This window comes from Streptomyces sp. RerS4, assembly GCF_023515955.1.
Classification (GTDB): domain Bacteria; phylum Actinomycetota; class Actinomycetes; order Streptomycetales; family Streptomycetaceae; genus Streptomyces.
Window position 1 is genome coordinate 5,150,803 of the sequence record NZ_CP097322.1, and the last position, 14,793, is coordinate 5,165,595.

Here is a 14,793-nt window from a genome sequence, read left to right on the forward strand (position 1 = left end):
CGTGAGGCCACGCGGCGTTAGGCCACGCGGGCGACGACGTACCGGAAGATGTTCGGCAGCCAGACCGCGCCGTCGGGCCGCTCGTACGGGTGGAGCGCCTCCGAGAGCTCCTTCTCCGCGAGCGCCGGGTCGGCCGCGCCGTCGTAGAGCCCCGTCGACAGCAGGCCCCGTACGGCGCTGTCCGCGTCGGCGTACCCGAACGGGCAGAACACCCGCCCCGAGCCGTCCGGCACCAGCCCGGCCCGCGCCACCAGCGCGTCGAGGTCGCGCGCCACCGGGCCGCCGGCCCGCACCGCCGGGACCGTGCACCGTTCCGCCGGCCCCCAGTCGGTCAGCACCACCGCCCCGCCCCGGCGCACCGCCGGCAGGGCCGCGGCCAGGGCCCCGGGGCGGGCGAGAAGGCCAGCAGGACGTCGTACGGCCGCGCCCCGGGCACCGGGGGCCCCGGGGGAGCCGCCACCACCTCCAGCAGCCGTTCACGCGCCAGGGCCCGCCGCGCCGGGTCCGCCTCCACACCCGTGGCGGCGGCCCCGCGTCCGGCGGCCAGCAGCAGGGCCAGGCCGGCCCCGCAGTCCAGCCCCAGCAGCCGGTCGCCCGGCCCGATCTCCAGCCGGTCGTAGACCGCCTCGTACAGCGGTACCAGCATCCGTTCCTGGATCTCCGCCCAGTCCCGTGCGACGAGCGTCGCCGTCGGCGTCGGTGTCATCGAAAGAGCGCTCCTGATTCCGTCTCGCCCCCTTGCCCCCGTTGCCAGGGAACTCCCCATTCGCCCCGGCGTCCAGAGGAGCGCGCCACCCGATTCACGCTGGGCGCGTCTGGCGCCGTACCATTCGCGCCATGGCAAAGGCACCCGTTCTCACCCCGCAGGCGGAGGATTTCCCCCGCTGGTACCAGGATCTGATCAACAAGGCCGAGCTGGCCGACAACGGTCCGGTCCGCGGCACCATGGTCATCCGACCGTACGGCTACGGCCTGTGGGAGCGGATGCAGCAGGAGATGGACGCCCGCATCAAGGACGTCGGCGCGCAGAACGCCTACTTCCCGCTGTTCATCCCGCAGTCGTACCTGACCAGGGAAGCGGAGCACGTCGAGGGCTTCGCCCCCGAGCTCGCGGTCGTCACGCACGGCGGCGGCAAGGAGCTGGAGGAGCCGGTCGTCGTCCGGCCCACCTCCGAGACGATCATCAACGACTACTTCTCCAAGTGGGTGCAGAGCTACCGCGACCTGCCCCTGCTGATCAACCAGTGGGCCAACGTCGTCCGCTGGGAGATGCGCCCCCGCGTGTTCCTGCGCACGAGCGAGTTCCTCTGGCAGGAGGGCCACACCGCCCACGCCACGTACGAGGACGCCCGCGACTACGCCGCCCGCATCCACACGGAGGTGTACGGCGACTTCATGAAGAACGTGCTCGGCATCGACGTCGTGCTCGGCCGCAAGACCGCCAAGGAGCGCTTCGCCGGCGCCATCAACACCCTCACCCTGGAGGGCATGATGGGCGACGGCAAGGCCCTCCAGATGGGCACCAGCCACGAGCTGGGCACCAACTTCGCCAAGGCCTTCAACACGCAGTACCTGTCGAAGGAAGGCAAGCAGGAGCTCGTCTGGCAGACCTCCTGGGGCGTCTCCACCCGCATGGTCGGCGGTCTGATCATGTCCCACGGCGACGACAACGGCCTGCGCGTCCCGCCGCGCCTCGCGCACGTCCAGGTCGTCGTCATGGCGATCAAGGGCGACGAGGCCGTGGCGAAGGTCCGCGAGCTCGGCGCGCAGCTGAAGGCCGCCGGCATCCGCGTGCAGGTCGACGACCGTGTGGACACCCCCTTCGGCCGCCGCGCCGTGGACTGGGAGCTCAAGGGCGTACCGGTCCGCATCGAGATCGGCCCGCGCGACCTGGAGGCCGGCACCGCGATGCTGGCCCGCCGCATTCCGGGCGGCAAGACCCCGGTGCAGATCGACGCGCTCGCCGACCTGCTGCCCAAGGTGCTCGACGAGGACCAGGCGCAGCTGCTGCGCGAGTCCCGCGAGCGCCGCGAGTCCCGCACCACGGACGTCGCGACCATCGAGGAGGCCGCCGAGGCCGCCATCGCCGGTGGCTGGGCGCGCATCCCGTGGGCCGACCTGGGCCCCGAGGGCGAGGCGAAGCTGGCCGAGCAGGCCGTCTCCGTACGCTGCCTGATCGCCGAGGACGGCTCCGTGCCCACGGCCGACGACGCCCCCGGTACGCTCGCGATCGTCGCGCGCTCCTACTGATCGACCCCACCACCCCCGGCGTGCGGCCAGCGGGCCGCGCGCCGGGGGTGTGGTTTTTTGCCGGGCCGGGTCGGCGGGCCGGTTTTGCCGGTCGGCGTTACGTACCGACTCCTCCTGGGATCGACGCACCCGTCCTCGTCAGGACGCATCAGAGTGAACTGACTGGTACGTGCAAAAAATTTGGAATGGCCCGGAATCGGAACACCGAGGCCCCTCGGCTCGTTGTCACGACGTGAGCACGACACCACCTGTTCTCGCCGCAGAGCTGGCGCAGGCGTGGGCCGACATTCAGCGGTACCACCCCGAGCTGCCGGACCTTGCCGCGCCCGAGTCCCTGATCGGAGAGTCCTCGTCCGCCTGCGGCGCCGAGCTCTCCTTCGAGCGCCTGCTGCACGAGGCAGTCCACGGCATCGCCGCCGCCCGCGGCGTCCGAGACACCTCGCGAGCCGGCCGCTACCACAACCGCAGATTCCTCGCGATCGCCGAGGAGATGGGGCTGGATCACTCCGACGAGCCGCACGCCAGCAGCGGCTTCTCCCTGGTCACCCTCAACCCCGAGGCGAAGAAGCGCTACCGCCCCACCATGGAGCGGCTCCAGCGCGCCCTGAAGGCCCATACGGCGGCCACCGCGGCCGACACCAAGCGCAGCTTCCGCGGCCCGGCCGCCCGGCACGGCTCCTCGGGCGGTGGCGTACGGGTCAAGGCCGTCTGCGACTGCGGGCGCAACGTGCGGGTGGTCCCCTCCGTGCTGGCGCAGGCGCCGATCGTGTGCGGCGGCTGCATGAAGCCCTTCCGCATCCCGGAGGTCGCCACCGCGGCGGCGTCCTGACGGCGCGGGGCGGCGAGGTCAGGGGCCGTGAGGGCGATCGTGCCGCCCGGCCCCCGCAGGGCGGGTGCGCCGTAGGCGTATGGCACAATGGACAGCTGTACTCGACAGTCGCATAGGACCCCTCTCTCCTCCGGCTGACGCGTCCATCGGGCATCCGAGTACCGCAACCCCACGTGGCATCTCAAAGTGCCCAACCACGTCAAGTTCAGGAGACACCACTCCAGTGGCAGTCAAGATCAAGCTCAAGCGCCTCGGTAAGATCCGCTCCCCGCACTACCGCATCGTCGTCGCCGACGCCCGCACCCGTCGGGACGGTCGCGCGATCGAGGAGATCGGCATCTACCAGCCGACCTACAACCCCTCGCGCATCGAGGTCAACGGCGAGCGTGCGCAGTACTGGCTGTCCGTCGGCGCCCAGCCGACCGAGGCCGTTCTCGCCATCCTGAAGCTCACCGGTGACTGGCAGGCCCACAAGGGTCTCCCGGCCCCCGCGCCGCTGCTCCAGCCGGCGACGAAGGAAGACAAGCGTCGTTCCTTCGACGAGTTCGCCAAGGCCCTTGAGGGCATCGGCGAGGGCAAGGGCGAGGCCATCACGCAGAAGAAGAAGGCCGACAAGAAGGCGGACGAGGCCGAGGCCGCCGCCGAGTCGACCGAGGCCTGAGCATGCTCGAGGAGGCTCTTGAGCACCTCGTAAAGGGCATTGTGGACAACCCCGACGATGTGCAGGTCGCCTCGCGCAACCTGCGCCGCGGCCAGGTGCTGGAGGTCCGGGTCCACCCCGACGACCTCGGCAAGGTGATCGGCCGCAACGGCCGCACCGCGCGTGCGCTGCGTACCGTCGTGGGCGCCATCGGCGGCCGGGGGATCCGCGTCGACCTCGTCGACGTGGACCAGGTCCGCTGAGACTTGGTTCAACGTGAATCACCGGCACGGGCCGGGGAGGGCATACGTGCCCACCCCGGCCCGTCGTCGTCTGAACAGGAGTTGGGAAAGTGGAGCTGGTAGTCGCGCGGGTCGGCCGCGCCCACGGGATCAAGGGTGAGGTCAGCGTCGAGGTGCGCACCGACGAGCCGGAGCTGCGGCTCTCGCCCGGCGCCGTCCTGCGGACCGAACCGGCGTCGGCGGGTCCGCTGACCATCGCGACGGGTCGGGTGCACAGCGGCCGGCTCCTCCTGCGCTTCGAGGGCGTCAAGGACCGCACCGGCGCCGAGGCGCTGCGCAACACCCTGCTGATCGCGGACGTGGACCCGGCGGAGCTGCCGGAAGAGCCCGACGAGTACTACGACCACCAGCTGATGGACCTGGACGTGGTGCTGGAGGACGGCACCGAGGTCGGCCGGATCACCGAGATCTCGCACCTGCCCTCCCAGGACCTGTTCATCGTGGAGCGTCCGGACGGCACCGAGGTGATGATCCCCTTCGTCGAGGAGATCGTCGCCGAGATCGACCTGGAGGAGCAGCGGTGCGTCATCACCCCGCCGCCCGGTCTGATCGACGACCGCGCCGAGGTCGTCTCCACGCGTGACGACGGGCCCGCGAACCCGAAGGACGAAGCCTGATGCGGCTCGACGTCGTCACGATCTTCCCCGAGTACCTGGAGCCGCTGAACGTCTCCCTCGTCGGCAAGGCGCGGGCGCGCGGGCAGCTCGACGTCCACGTGCACGACCTGCGGGAGTGGACGTACGACCGGCACAACACCGTCGACGACACCCCTTACGGCGGCGGTCCCGGCATGGTCATGAAGACCGACCCGTGGGGCGAGGCCCTGGACACGGTCCTGGCCGACGGCTACGAGTCCGGCGCGCGCGGCCCCGTCCTGGTCGTCCCCACGCCCAGCGGCCGGCCGTTCACCCAGGAACTGGCCGTGGAGCTCTCCGAGCGCCCCTGGCTGATCTTCACGCCCGCCCGCTACGAGGGCATCGACCGCCGGGTGATCGACGAGTACGCGACGCGCATGCCGGTCCACGAGGTCTCCATCGGCGACTACGTGCTGGCGGGCGGTGAGGCCGCCGTCCTGGTGATCACCGAGGCCGTGGCCCGACTGCTGCCCGGCGTCCTCGGCAACGCCGAATCGCACCGGGACGACTCCTTCGCGCCCGGGGAGATGGCCAATCTGCTCGAAGGCCCCGTCTACACCAAGCCCCCGCAGTGGCGCGGCCGGGGCATCCCCGAGGTGCTGCTCAGCGGTCACCACGGGAAGATCGCCCGCTGGCGCCGGGACGAGGCCTTCCGGCGTACGGCCGCCAACCGCCCCGACCTGATCGAGCGCTGCGAGGCCGCCGCCTTCGACAAGAAGGACCGCGAGATCCTGAGCGTGCTGGGGTGGCGGCCCACGCCCGACGGCCGATTTTGGCGTAGGCCGCAGGCCGTGGAAGAATAGGCGGCTGCTGTGTGCTCGTGGGCGCCCCTGCCACAGGGGGACCGTCGTCCGCGACGTGACTCGGCTCCCGAATTCTCTACGGAAATCCGCACCGGCGACCTGTGGCGTCGTGCGAAGAAAGCAGACGAACAACATGTCTCACCTGCTCGATGGCGTCAACGCCGCCTCCCTGCGCTCGGACGTCCCGGCCTTCCGCCCCGGTGACACCATCAACGTGCACGTCCGCGTGATCGAGGGCAACCGCTCCCGTATCCAGCAGTTCAAGGGCGTTGTCATCCGTCGCCAGGGCTCTGGCGTCTCCGAGACCTTCACCGTTCGCAAGGTCTCCTTCAGCGTCGGCGTGGAGCGTACCTTCCCGGTCCACTCCCCGATCTTCGAGAAGATCGAGCTCGTCACCCGCGGTGACGTGCGTCGCGCCAAGCTGTACTTCCTCCGTGAGCTCCGCGGCAAGGCCGCGAAGATCAAGGAGAAGCGCGACCGCTGATCTCCCCTCCGGACCCCGGAGGCGGCCGGATAGGCTCGCCCCCGATGGACACCGAAGCAGAGCTCACACAGCGCGGCCACTCCTCCCCCGACAAGGGGGAGGGGAGGTCGCGTTTCGTGTTTTCGGGGTCCTGGCGGCGGGCCGGACTGCTCGGCGCGGTGTGCGCGGTCTTCGTGCTGCTGCTCGGCAATTTCGTGGTCCAGCCGTTCCTGATCCCGAGCCGCTCGATGGAGCCGACGCTGCGGGTCGGGGACCGGGTGCTGGTGAACAAGCTGGCGTACCGTTTCGGCGACCGGCCGCAGCGCGGTGACGTGGTGGTCTTCGACGGGACCGGTTCCTTCGTACGGGAACACGCGGGCGGCGATCCGATCCGCGAGGCCCTGCACGGGGCCGGCTCGGCGCTCGGGCTCGCGGAGCCCTCCGACACCGACTTCGTGAAGCGGGTCGTGGGGGTCGGCGGGGACGACGTGGTGTGCTGCGACGTGGACGGCCGGATCCGGGTCAACGACGTCCCGGTCGAGGAGCCGTATCTGTTCCCCGGGGACACGCCCTCGAAGGTGCCCTTCCGGATCGCCGTGCCCCTGGGCACCCTGTGGGTGATGGGCGATCACCGGTCCCAGTCCCGGGACTCGCGCGACCACCTCGGTGAGCCGGGCGGGGGGATGGTGCCGGTGGAGAAGGTGATCGGACGGGTCGACTGGCTGGCCTGGCCGATGTCGCGATGGGGTGCGCCGCCCGAGCCGGGGACCGGGGGATCCCATGGGTAGCCGGGGGCGCCCCCGGGGCGGGCGTGGGCAGGAGCCCGAACGACGACCGGATCGAGGCCGGGGCAGGGAACCGGAGTGGGGGTCGCAGTGGGAGCCGCGCCGGGAGCCCGGTGGGGAGCCGGGTCGCGAGGCGGGTAGCGAGCCCGGCCGGGAGTCGGAGGCCGCGGGTGTGGCCGGTTCCGGGGACGAGGCCGTGGCCGTGGAGCAGGGCGGGCGGGCCGAGCGGCGCCGGCTGGCGCGCAAGGTGCGTCGGCGTAGGCGCACCAAGCGCGTGGGCGAGCTGCCGTTGCTCGTCGCGGTGGCGCTGTGCATCGCGCTCGTCCTCAAGACCTTCCTCGTGCAGGCCTTCTTCATCCCGTCCGGCTCGATGGAGCAGACGATCCGGATCGGTGACCGGGTGCTGGTGGACAAGCTGACCCCGTGGTTCGGCTCCAAGGTCGAGCGCGGGCAGGTCGTCGTCTTCAAGGACCCCGGTGGCTGGCTGAGGGGCGAGGCGGCCCGGCCGGCCGCCGACCCGGCCGGCGTCAAGCAGGTCAAGCAGGCGTTGACGTTCATCGGTCTGCTGCCCTCGGCCGACGAGCAGGATCTGATCAAGCGCGTCATCGGCGTCGGCGGGGACACCGTCAAATGTTGTGACGGCCGGGGCCGGGTGACCGTCAACGGAGCGCCGCTCGATGAGCCGTACGTGTCACCGGGCAACGCGCCGTCGGAGATCCGCTTCGAGGTGCTGGTGCCACCGGGGCGGCTCTTCGTGATGGGGGACCACCGCGCGGATTCGGCCGATTCCCGCTACCACCTCGACGAGGCGTTCGAGGGGACCATCGATGAGAACGGCGTGGTGGGACAGGCCGTGGTGATCGCCTGGCCGTTCGACCACTGGCGCAGGCTGGAGCAGCCCGCCACGTTCCTGTCCGTACCGGATCCGGCGCGGGGCGAACGGCGGCGCGTGGCTCGGCGGCGTCGTCGGGGCACGTCGTTCGCATAGTGTGTCCTGGGTCTCCCGCGCCTTAGGGAACTCCCGCTCGTTAAGGGAGGGGAGGGCCCGTGTCCGTTTCGGCGCGGGCGGCGATTTTCCGAACGAGGAGTGGATGTGGGGGACGTGGCGGTGGGCGCGCGATCCGGACGCGATGAGGGCGACGAGCGGCCGGAGGATGCCGTCGAGGACGGGACCGAGGAGGGCGAGGGCGCCGAAGGCGCGCAGCGCTCCTTCTGGAAGGAACTCCCGCTCCTCATCGGTATCGCGCTGCTGCTCGCGCTGCTGATCAAGACCTTCCTGGTCCAGGCGTTCTCGATCCCGTCCGACTCGATGCAGAACACCCTGCAGCGCGGCGACCGCGTGCTGGTGGACAAGCTGACCCCCTGGTTCGGGTCGGAGCCTGAGCGGGGCGAGGTCGTCGTCTTCCACGACCCGGCGGGCTGGCTGGACGGGGAGCCCACCCCGGAGCCGAACCTCGCGCAGAAGGCCCTGAGCTGGATCGGCCTCATGCCGTCCGCCGAGGACAAGGACCTGATCAAGCGCACGATCGCCATCGGCGGGGACACCATCGAGTGCAAGAAGGGGGGACCGGTCGTCGTCAACGGCAAGGAGCTGGACGAGCCGTACGTCTTCCCCGGGAACACCCCGTGTGACGACGCCCCCTTCGGCCCCCTCACCGTGCCCAAGGGCACGATCTGGGTGATGGGCGACCACCGCCAGAACTCCCGCGACTCGCGCTGGCACATGCAGGACTCCACCCACGGCTTCGTGCCCGTCGACAAGGTCGTCGGTCGTGCCGTGGTCGTCGCGTGGCCGGTCACCCGCTGGTCCACGCTCCCGATCCCGGACACCTTCGACCAGCCGGGCATCGGCAACCAGGCCAAGGCCGTCGCCCTCGGTCTCGACGCCGCCGGGCTGACGCCCGTCGGGCTCGGCCCGGCCGCGCTCGGGCTCGCCGGCGCGGTGCCGGTCGTCCTGTGGCGCCGGCGGAGGCTGACCAACGGCCGTACCGCCGGGTAGGGTGCCGCCCAGGTCGACGATCTCCGAGGTGGGGGCGCTGCAATGGGCGGGACACGGACAAGCGGCGGCAATTCCGGCCGTGCCAACTCCACAGGTGGTACCCGCGATGGCCGCGGCGGCCTCGGCAACGTCTTGTCGGGGATCGTCGTGGCCATCGGTTTCGTGCTGTTCCTCGGCGGGTTCCTCTGGGGCGCCCTGCTGTACCAGCCGTACACGGTGCCGACGGACTCGATGCTGCCGACGGTGAACCCCGGGGACCGTGTGCTGGCGCAGCGGATCGACGGCTCGCAGGTGCGTCGCGGGGACGTGGTGGTCTTCACCGACGCCGCGTGGAGCGCCTCGCCGATGGTCAAGCGGGTCGTCGCCGTCGGCGGGGACAAGGTGAGCTGCTGCGGCCCGAGCGGCCGGCTGACGGTGAACGGCAAGGAGCTGGACGAGCCGTACATCGCCCCGGCGGACACCATGACGCTCGGCAAGACCGCCGCCTCCGGGTCCTCGTTCGAGGTGACCGTCCCCGAGGGCAACCTGTTCCTGCTGGGGGACCGGCGCGGGAACTCGCTGGACTCCCGGTCGCACCTCCAGGAAGCCGGCCAGGGCACCATGTCCCGGTCGGCGGTCCATGCCCGGGTCGACGCGCTGGCGTGGCCGTCGCCGCGGATGCTGGAGCGGCCCGACGCCTTCGCCGCCCTGCCAGGCGGGACCTCGCGGCCCGGTCCGCTGCGGCTCCAGGTGACCGCCGTGGTGGCCGGAGCCGCCCTGGTGTTCCTGGGGGCCGCGTACGGGCCGCTCGTACGGCTCCTGGGGGGCGGCCGGCGGCGGGGGCGTCCCGATGCCCGCTGAGGCGGCCGGCGCGGCCCCTCGCAAGGTGTCCCGGGTGATCCTGCTGGATCCCGAGGACCGGATCCTGCTGCTGCACGGCTTCGAGCCGGACGATCCGACCGACCGCTGGTGGTTCACCCCCGGGGGCGGGCTGGAGGGCGACGAGACGCGCGAGCAGGCGGCGCTGCGGGAGCTCGCGGAGGAGACGGGGATCACGGAGGTGGAGCTCGGGCCGGTGCTGTGGCACCGGTACTGCTCCTTCCCCTTCGACGGCAGGCGCTGGGAACAGGACGAGTGGTACTTCCTCGCCCGCACCGAGCGGACGACGACCGTCCTGGGCGGCCTGACCGAGCTGGAACGGCGCAGCGTCACGGGGGCGAGATGGTGGACCTCCGAGGAACTGTCGGCGACGCGTGAGACGGTGTACCCGACCAGACTCGCCGAGCTGTTGCGCACACTGCTCGACGACGGTCCTCCGGACGCTCCGGTGGTCCTCGCCCCGGAAATCGTTTAGGGGGACGAGGCGCCGGCGCACAATAGGGGGACGCACGGCTGAAGGGGAACATGCCATGAGCGCCGAGGACCTCGAGAAGTACGAGACCGAGATGGAGCTGAAGCTCTATCGGGAGTACCGCGACGTCGTCGGGCTGTTCAAGTACGTCATCGAGACGGAACGTCGTTTCTACCTCACCAACGACTACGAGATGCAGGTGCACTCGGTCCAGGGGGAGGTGTTCTTCGAGGTCTCGATGGCCGACGCCTGGGTCTGGGACATGTACCGGCCCGCCCGCTTCGTGAAGCAGGTACGCGTCCTGACCTTCAAGGACGTGAACATCGAGGAGCTCAACAAGAGCGATCTCGAACTGCCGGGCGGCTGAGCGGGGCCGCGGGGGCCGGGGGCAGGGGGCGAGGGCCGGGGCCGTGATGCCTCACCCGTGTGGGTGAGCGGGTTGTCCACAACGCCCCGGTTGTCCACCAAGATCCACACGGTGGGCGGGGACGCGGGATGGTCGGCGCCGGAGGTGGTGCCGAATGAACGCGAAGGGCGTGGCACGGCAGGCATTGGGGCGGTACGGCGAGGAACTCGCCGCGCGACGGCTGACCGAAGCCGGCATGACGGTGATCGCCAGGAACTGGCGCTGCCGGGTCGGTGAGATCGACATCCTCGCGCGGGACGGGGACGCCCTCGTCGTGTGCGAGGTCAAGACCCGCCGCGCCGGCGGCTTCGAACATCCCATGGCCGCCGTCCGGGAGGGCAAGGCCGAGCGGCTGCGCCGGCTCGCCGGGCGCTGGCTCGCCGATCACGGGGGACCACCGCCGGGCGGGGTGCGGATCGACCTCGTCGGTGTCGTGCTGCCCCGCCGGGGCGCCGCCCTCGTGGAGCACGTGAGGGGGGTGGCCTGAATGGGATTCGCACGGGCCTGCTCGGTCGCCCTGGTGGGCGTCGAGGGCGTCCTCGTGGAGGTCCAGGCCGACCTGGAGCCGGGAGTCGCCGCCTTCACCCTGGTGGGACTGCCCGACAAGACCCTCGTGGAGAGCCGCGACCGGGTACGGGCCGCCGTCGCCAACTCGGGCGCCGCCTGGCCGCAGAAGAAGCTCACCGTCGGGCTCAGCCCCGCCTCCGTACCGAAGTCGGGCGCCCATTTCGACCTCGCGGTGGCCGCCGCCGTCCTGGGCGCCGCCGAGGTGGTCGATCCGGGGGCCATCGCCGACCTCGTCCTGATCGGGGAGCTCGGCCTCGACGGCCGGGTCCGCCCGGTGCGCGGCATCCTGCCCGCCGTCCTCGCCGCCGCCGAGGCCGGCTACCGGCAGGTGGTGGTGCCCCAGCAGTGCGCCGCCGAGGCCGCCCTGGTGCCCGACGTCTCGGTGCTCGGCGTACGGAGCCTGCGGCAGCTCATCGCCGTGCTGACCGACGGGGTGGTCCCCGAGGAGGATCCGCCCGGCCCCGAGGGCAGGCCGGACCCGATGCTCGCGGGCCTCGTCGTCCCCGGGGCCGGACTCGGTACGGGCCTGTCACGCGGCGGGGGCGAGGCCGGCGACTTCCCCGACCTGGCCGACGTGGCCGGCCAGCAGTGCGCCCGGCGCGCCCTGGAGGTGGCGGCCTCGGGCGGCCACCACCTCTTCCTCAGCGGCCCGCCGGGCGCGGGCAAGACCATGCTGGCCGAGCGGCTGCCCTGGCTCCTGCCACCGCTCGACCGGCAGGACTCCCTGGAGGTCACGGCCGTCCACTCCGTCGCCGGGATCCTGCCGCCCGGCGAACCTTTGGTCGCCCGGCCCCCGTACTGCGCCCCGCACCATTCGGCGACCATGCAGTCCCTGGTCGGCGGCGGGGCCGGGATCCCCAGGCCGGGAGCGGTGTCCCTGGCGCACCGGGGCGTCCTGCTCCTGGACGAGGCCGCCGAGTTCAGTCCCAAGACGCTGGACGCGCTGCGCCAGCCGCTGGAGTCCGGGCACGTGGTCATCGCGCGCGCGGCGGGGGTGGTGCGGCTCCCGGCCCGGTTCCTGATGGTGCTGGCGGCGAACCCCTGCCCGTGCGGGCGCCACACCCTGCAGGGCAGCGGCTGCGAATGCCCCGTCTCGGTGGTCCGCCGCTACCAGGCCCGACTGTCGGGGCCCCTGCTCGACCGGGTGGACCTGCGGGTGGAGGTCGAGCCCGTCACCCGCTCCGACCTGCTGGGGCGCGGCGGCCGGGGGGAGTCCACCGAGACCGTCGCCGGCCGGGTCCGGGAGGCCCGCGACCGGGCCGCCGCCCGGCTCGACGGCACCCCCTGGCGGCTCAACTCCGAGGTCCCGGGGCACGAGCTGCGGACCCGCTGGCCCGCCGGGCCCGGCGCCATGGCCCAGGCCGAGCGGGACATGGAGCGCGGCCTGCTCACCGCCCGGGGGCTGGACCGGGTGCTGCGCGTCGCCTGGACGGTGGCCGACCTGCGCGGGCGCGAGCGCCCCGACGCGCTGGACGTGGCCGTCGCGCTGGAGTTGCGCACCGGGATCGCCCGGGGAGCGCCCATGACCCTGGGGGCGGGGTCGTGAGCGCCGAGGTCGCCGGCGCCGCGCCCACGGATCACCTGGCCCGCGCCGCGCTGACCCGGGTGCTGGAGCCGGGCGACGAGCACGGCGGGCGCTGGCTGCGGGAGCTCGGCGCCGCCGAGGTGATGCGCCGCCTCACCGGGGACGAACCGCGGCCCGCGGGGCTCGACGGCGTCGGCCCGGAGCGGCTCGCCGGATACCGCCGGCGGGCCGCCCTCGCCGATCCGCGGCGCGACCTGGCCGCGGCCGCCGAGTCGGGCGGGCGGTTCGTCTGCCCGGGGTCGCCGGAGTGGCCGACCCAGCTCGACGACCTCGGGGACGCCCGGCCCGTCGGCCTGTGGCTGCGGGGCGGGCCGCACCTGCGGACCTGGGCGCTGCGCTCCGTCGCCGTGGTCGGGGCCCGCGCCTGTACCCCGTACGGGGCGCACATGGCGCAGACCCTCGCCGTCGGGCTCGCCGAGCGCGGCTGGGTGGTGGTCTCCGGCGCGGCGTACGGGATCGACGGCGCCGCGCATCGGGGGGCTCTGGCCGCCGGGGGCGCCACCGTCGCCGTGCTCGCCTGCGGGGTGGACGTGGCCTACCCCCGGGGGCACGCCGGACTCCTCGGCGCCATCGCCCGCCAGGGGCTGGTGCTGGGCGAGCTGCCGCCCGGCAGCCATCCCACCGCGAGCCGGTTCGTGCTCCGCAACCGGGTGATCGCGGCCCTGACCAGGGGGACCGTCGTCGTGGAAGCCGCACACCGCAGCGGCTCCCTGGTCACCGCCCGGCGGGCCCAGCGGTTGGGTCGGCTGACCATGGGCGTCCCCGGCCCGGCCACCAGCGGCCTCTCGACGGGGGTGCACGAACTGCTGCGGGGCGAGGCCACGTTGGTCACGGACGCCGCCGAGGTGATCGAGCTGGTCGGCGACATCGGCGAACTGGCCCCCGAGCGGCGCGGTCCGATCCTGCCCCGCGACCTGCTCGACCCGGACACCGCGCGGGTACTGGAAGCACTCCCCGCGGGCCGCACGGCCGGCACCGAGGAGATCGCCCTCGCGGCGGGCACCGGCACCGATGAAGTCATCGGCAGACTGTACGAACTTCACTCTCTGGGGTTCGTCGAACGGCAGGGCGACGCCTGGCAGTTGACCAGGCGATCCCCCGGAGAGGGGGTGCAATCCGCGGGTGCCCGGCGAGGCGGTCATTGACCTGGGGCGTTCCGGTGAAAGAGTGAAGGCGATGAGAGACGCGGTCTTCCCGGTGGTACCCGCCGGGACCGTGCGCGAGGCGCCGGTCCCGGGTCGCCCGCGCGGGCCACGGCGCCCGTGGGCCCCCGCGCGATCCCGTACTCTTCGCGCACCGCGACTCTTCCGTCACGCTACGCTCCCAAGGAATCCCGCTCCGGCAAAGGCGAAGCATGCCCCAGCACACCTCAGGGTCCGACCGCGCTGCGGTGCCCCCCGCTGCCCGTGGCAGCGTGCGGTCCACCGCGCCCTCGTCCCTGGAGGTCCTCTGGCGCTCATACAAGGACACCGGTGACGAGCGATTGCGGGAGCAGCTGATCCTGCACTACTCGCCGCTGGTCAAGTACGTGGCCGGCCGGGTCAGCGTGGGTCTGCCGCCCAACGTCGAACAGGCGGATTTCGTCTCCTCCGGCGTCTTCGGCCTGATCGACGCGATCGAGAAGTTCGACATCGAACGGTCCATCAAGTTCGAGACCTACGCGATCACCCGGATCCGGGGCGCGATGATCGACGAACTGCGCGCCCTGGACTGGATCCCGCGCTCCGTGCGCCAGAAGGCGCGCTCCGTCGAACGGGCCTACGCCACGCTGGAGGCCCAGCTGCGACGCACCCCGACCGAGAGCGAGGTCGCGGGGGAGATGGGCATCGGGGTGGAGGAACTCCACACCGTATTCAGCCAGTTGTCGCTGGCGAACGTGGTCGCCCTGGAGGAGCTGCTGCACGTCGGCGGCGAGGGCGGCGACCGCCTCTCCCTGATGGACACTCTGGAGGACCACGCCGCCGACAACCCGGTGGAAGTGGCCGAGGACCGCGAACTGCGCCGGCTCCTCGCCCGCGCCATCAACACCCTCCCCGAACGGGAGAAGACGGTCGTCACCCTCTACTACTACGAGGGCCTCACCCTCGCCGAAATCGGCAACGTGCTCGGAGTCACCGAGAGCCGCGTCAGCCAGATCCACACCAAATCGGTCCTCCAGCTTCGCGCCAAACTTGCCGATGTCGGCCGGTGACCGCGCGA

Annotated in this window: 17 protein-coding genes and 1 pseudogene; 17 read left to right on the top strand and 1 reads right to left on the bottom strand. The window is 72.3% G+C overall.

Going from position 1 to position 14,793, the window contains the following annotated elements; all coding sequences use genetic code 11:
- Positions 1-17 precede the first annotated feature (17 nt).
- Positions 18-706, bottom strand: a pseudogene (locus M4D82_RS23975) (methyltransferase type 11).
- Positions 707-837: 131 nt separating this feature from the next.
- On the opposite strand from M4D82_RS23975, the gene proS reads away from it, so the two are divergent.
- From proS to whiG, 17 genes are all read left to right on the top strand, one after another.
- The gene (gene proS, locus M4D82_RS23980) at positions 838-2,250 is read left to right on the top strand and encodes a proline--tRNA ligase (RefSeq protein WP_249768003.1); all 1,413 of its coding nucleotides are present in this window, start codon (positions 838-840) and stop codon (positions 2,248-2,250) included.
- A 232-nt stretch (positions 2,251-2,482) separates the two neighbouring features.
- Positions 2,483-3,079, top strand: coding sequence for a hypothetical protein (locus M4D82_RS23985; RefSeq protein ID WP_249768004.1), 597 nt, complete (start codon positions 2,483-2,485; stop codon positions 3,077-3,079).
- Between the two features lie 223 nt (positions 3,080-3,302).
- On the top strand, positions 3,303-3,740 hold the full coding sequence (rpsP, locus tag M4D82_RS23990; RefSeq protein ID WP_030031059.1) for a 30S ribosomal protein S16: 438 nt from the start codon (positions 3,303-3,305) through the stop codon (positions 3,738-3,740).
- A 2-nt stretch (positions 3,741-3,742) separates the two neighbouring features.
- Complete coding sequence (locus M4D82_RS23995) at positions 3,743-3,982, top strand: RNA-binding protein (protein WP_007266827.1); 240 nt, start codon at positions 3,743-3,745, stop codon at positions 3,980-3,982.
- An 89-nt stretch (positions 3,983-4,071) separates the two neighbouring features.
- Positions 4,072-4,638, top strand: coding sequence for a ribosome maturation factor RimM (gene rimM / locus M4D82_RS24000; RefSeq protein ID WP_249768005.1), 567 nt, complete (start codon positions 4,072-4,074; stop codon positions 4,636-4,638).
- Positions 4,638-5,459, top strand: coding sequence for a tRNA (guanosine(37)-N1)-methyltransferase TrmD (gene trmD / locus M4D82_RS24005; protein WP_249768006.1), 822 nt, complete (start codon positions 4,638-4,640; stop codon positions 5,457-5,459). Before rimM ends, trmD begins: the two co-directional genes overlap by 1 nt.
- 133 nt (positions 5,460-5,592) lie before the next feature.
- Entirely contained in the window at positions 5,593-5,943 is a 351-nt protein-coding gene (rplS, locus tag M4D82_RS24010) for a 50S ribosomal protein L19 (RefSeq protein WP_007266830.1), read from the top strand.
- 44 nt (positions 5,944-5,987) lie between these two features.
- Positions 5,988-6,710 (top strand): signal peptidase I, encoded by a 723-nt coding sequence (lepB, locus tag M4D82_RS24015; RefSeq protein ID WP_249768007.1) that lies wholly within the window; start codon positions 5,988-5,990, stop codon positions 6,708-6,710.
- A 169-nt stretch (positions 6,711-6,879) separates the two neighbouring features.
- Positions 6,880-7,695, top strand: a complete 816-nt coding sequence (gene lepB, locus M4D82_RS24020) for a signal peptidase I (protein ID WP_349637088.1) — start codon at positions 6,880-6,882, stop codon at positions 7,693-7,695.
- Between the two features lie 99 nt (positions 7,696-7,794).
- The gene (gene lepB, locus M4D82_RS24025) at positions 7,795-8,706 is read left to right on the top strand and encodes a signal peptidase I (RefSeq protein ID WP_502988990.1); all 912 of its coding nucleotides are present in this window, start codon (positions 7,795-7,797) and stop codon (positions 8,704-8,706) included.
- A gap of 42 nt (positions 8,707-8,748) precedes the next feature.
- Positions 8,749-9,546 (top strand): signal peptidase I, encoded by a 798-nt coding sequence (gene lepB / locus M4D82_RS24030; protein WP_249768008.1) that lies wholly within the window; start codon positions 8,749-8,751, stop codon positions 9,544-9,546.
- Positions 9,536-10,039 (top strand): NUDIX hydrolase, encoded by a 504-nt coding sequence (locus tag M4D82_RS24035; protein WP_249768009.1) that lies wholly within the window; start codon positions 9,536-9,538, stop codon positions 10,037-10,039. The genes lepB (M4D82_RS24030) and M4D82_RS24035 overlap by 11 nt, the downstream gene beginning before the upstream one ends.
- 55 nt (positions 10,040-10,094) lie before the next feature.
- A complete protein-coding gene (locus M4D82_RS24040) occupies positions 10,095-10,403 on the top strand; it encodes a DUF2469 domain-containing protein (RefSeq protein WP_003965949.1) in 309 nt (102 codons plus the stop codon).
- A gap of 154 nt (positions 10,404-10,557) precedes the next feature.
- Positions 10,558-10,929: a YraN family protein gene (locus M4D82_RS24045; protein ID WP_249768010.1), complete on the top strand. Its 372-nt coding sequence runs from the start codon at positions 10,558-10,560 to the stop codon at positions 10,927-10,929.
- Positions 10,930-12,555, top strand: a complete 1,626-nt coding sequence (locus tag M4D82_RS24050) for a YifB family Mg chelatase-like AAA ATPase (protein ID WP_249768011.1) — start codon at positions 10,930-10,932, stop codon at positions 12,553-12,555.
- Positions 12,552-13,739 carry a DNA-processing protein DprA gene (gene dprA, locus M4D82_RS24055; RefSeq protein WP_249768012.1) on the top strand — a complete coding sequence of 396 codons (1,188 nt, stop codon included), beginning with the start codon at positions 12,552-12,554 and terminating at the stop codon, positions 13,737-13,739. Before M4D82_RS24050 ends, dprA begins: the two co-directional genes overlap by 4 nt.
- Positions 13,740-13,948: 209 nt before the next feature.
- Positions 13,949-14,785: an RNA polymerase sigma factor WhiG gene (gene whiG / locus M4D82_RS24060; protein WP_249768013.1), complete on the top strand. Its 837-nt coding sequence runs from the start codon at positions 13,949-13,951 to the stop codon at positions 14,783-14,785.
- Positions 14,786-14,793 lie beyond the last annotated feature (8 nt).

What these genes read in the sequence shown, in the direction of transcription:
- proS (WP_249768003.1), top strand. Translation starts at nt 838, where the DNA reads ATGGCAAAGGCACCCGTTCTCACCCCGCAGGCGGAGGATTTCCCCCGC.
- M4D82_RS23995 (WP_007266827.1), top strand. Translation starts at nt 3,743, where the DNA reads ATGCTCGAGGAGGCTCTTGAGCACCTCGTAAAGGGCATTGTGGACAAC.
- trmD (WP_249768006.1), top strand. Translation starts at nt 4,638, where the DNA reads ATGCGGCTCGACGTCGTCACGATCTTCCCCGAGTACCTGGAGCCGCTG.
- rplS (WP_007266830.1), top strand. Translation starts at nt 5,593, where the DNA reads ATGTCTCACCTGCTCGATGGCGTCAACGCCGCCTCCCTGCGCTCGGAC.
- lepB (WP_249768007.1), top strand. Translation starts at nt 5,988, where the DNA reads ATGGACACCGAAGCAGAGCTCACACAGCGCGGCCACTCCTCCCCCGAC.
- lepB (WP_249768008.1), top strand. Translation starts at nt 8,749, where the DNA reads ATGGGCGGGACACGGACAAGCGGCGGCAATTCCGGCCGTGCCAACTCC.
- M4D82_RS24035 (WP_249768009.1), top strand. Translation starts at nt 9,536, where the DNA reads ATGCCCGCTGAGGCGGCCGGCGCGGCCCCTCGCAAGGTGTCCCGGGTG.
- M4D82_RS24040 (WP_003965949.1), top strand. Translation starts at nt 10,095, where the DNA reads ATGAGCGCCGAGGACCTCGAGAAGTACGAGACCGAGATGGAGCTGAAG.
- M4D82_RS24045 (WP_249768010.1), top strand. Translation starts at nt 10,558, where the DNA reads ATGAACGCGAAGGGCGTGGCACGGCAGGCATTGGGGCGGTACGGCGAG.
- M4D82_RS24050 (WP_249768011.1), top strand. Translation starts at nt 10,930, where the DNA reads ATGGGATTCGCACGGGCCTGCTCGGTCGCCCTGGTGGGCGTCGAGGGC.
- whiG (WP_249768013.1), top strand. Translation starts at nt 13,949, where the DNA reads ATGCCCCAGCACACCTCAGGGTCCGACCGCGCTGCGGTGCCCCCCGCT.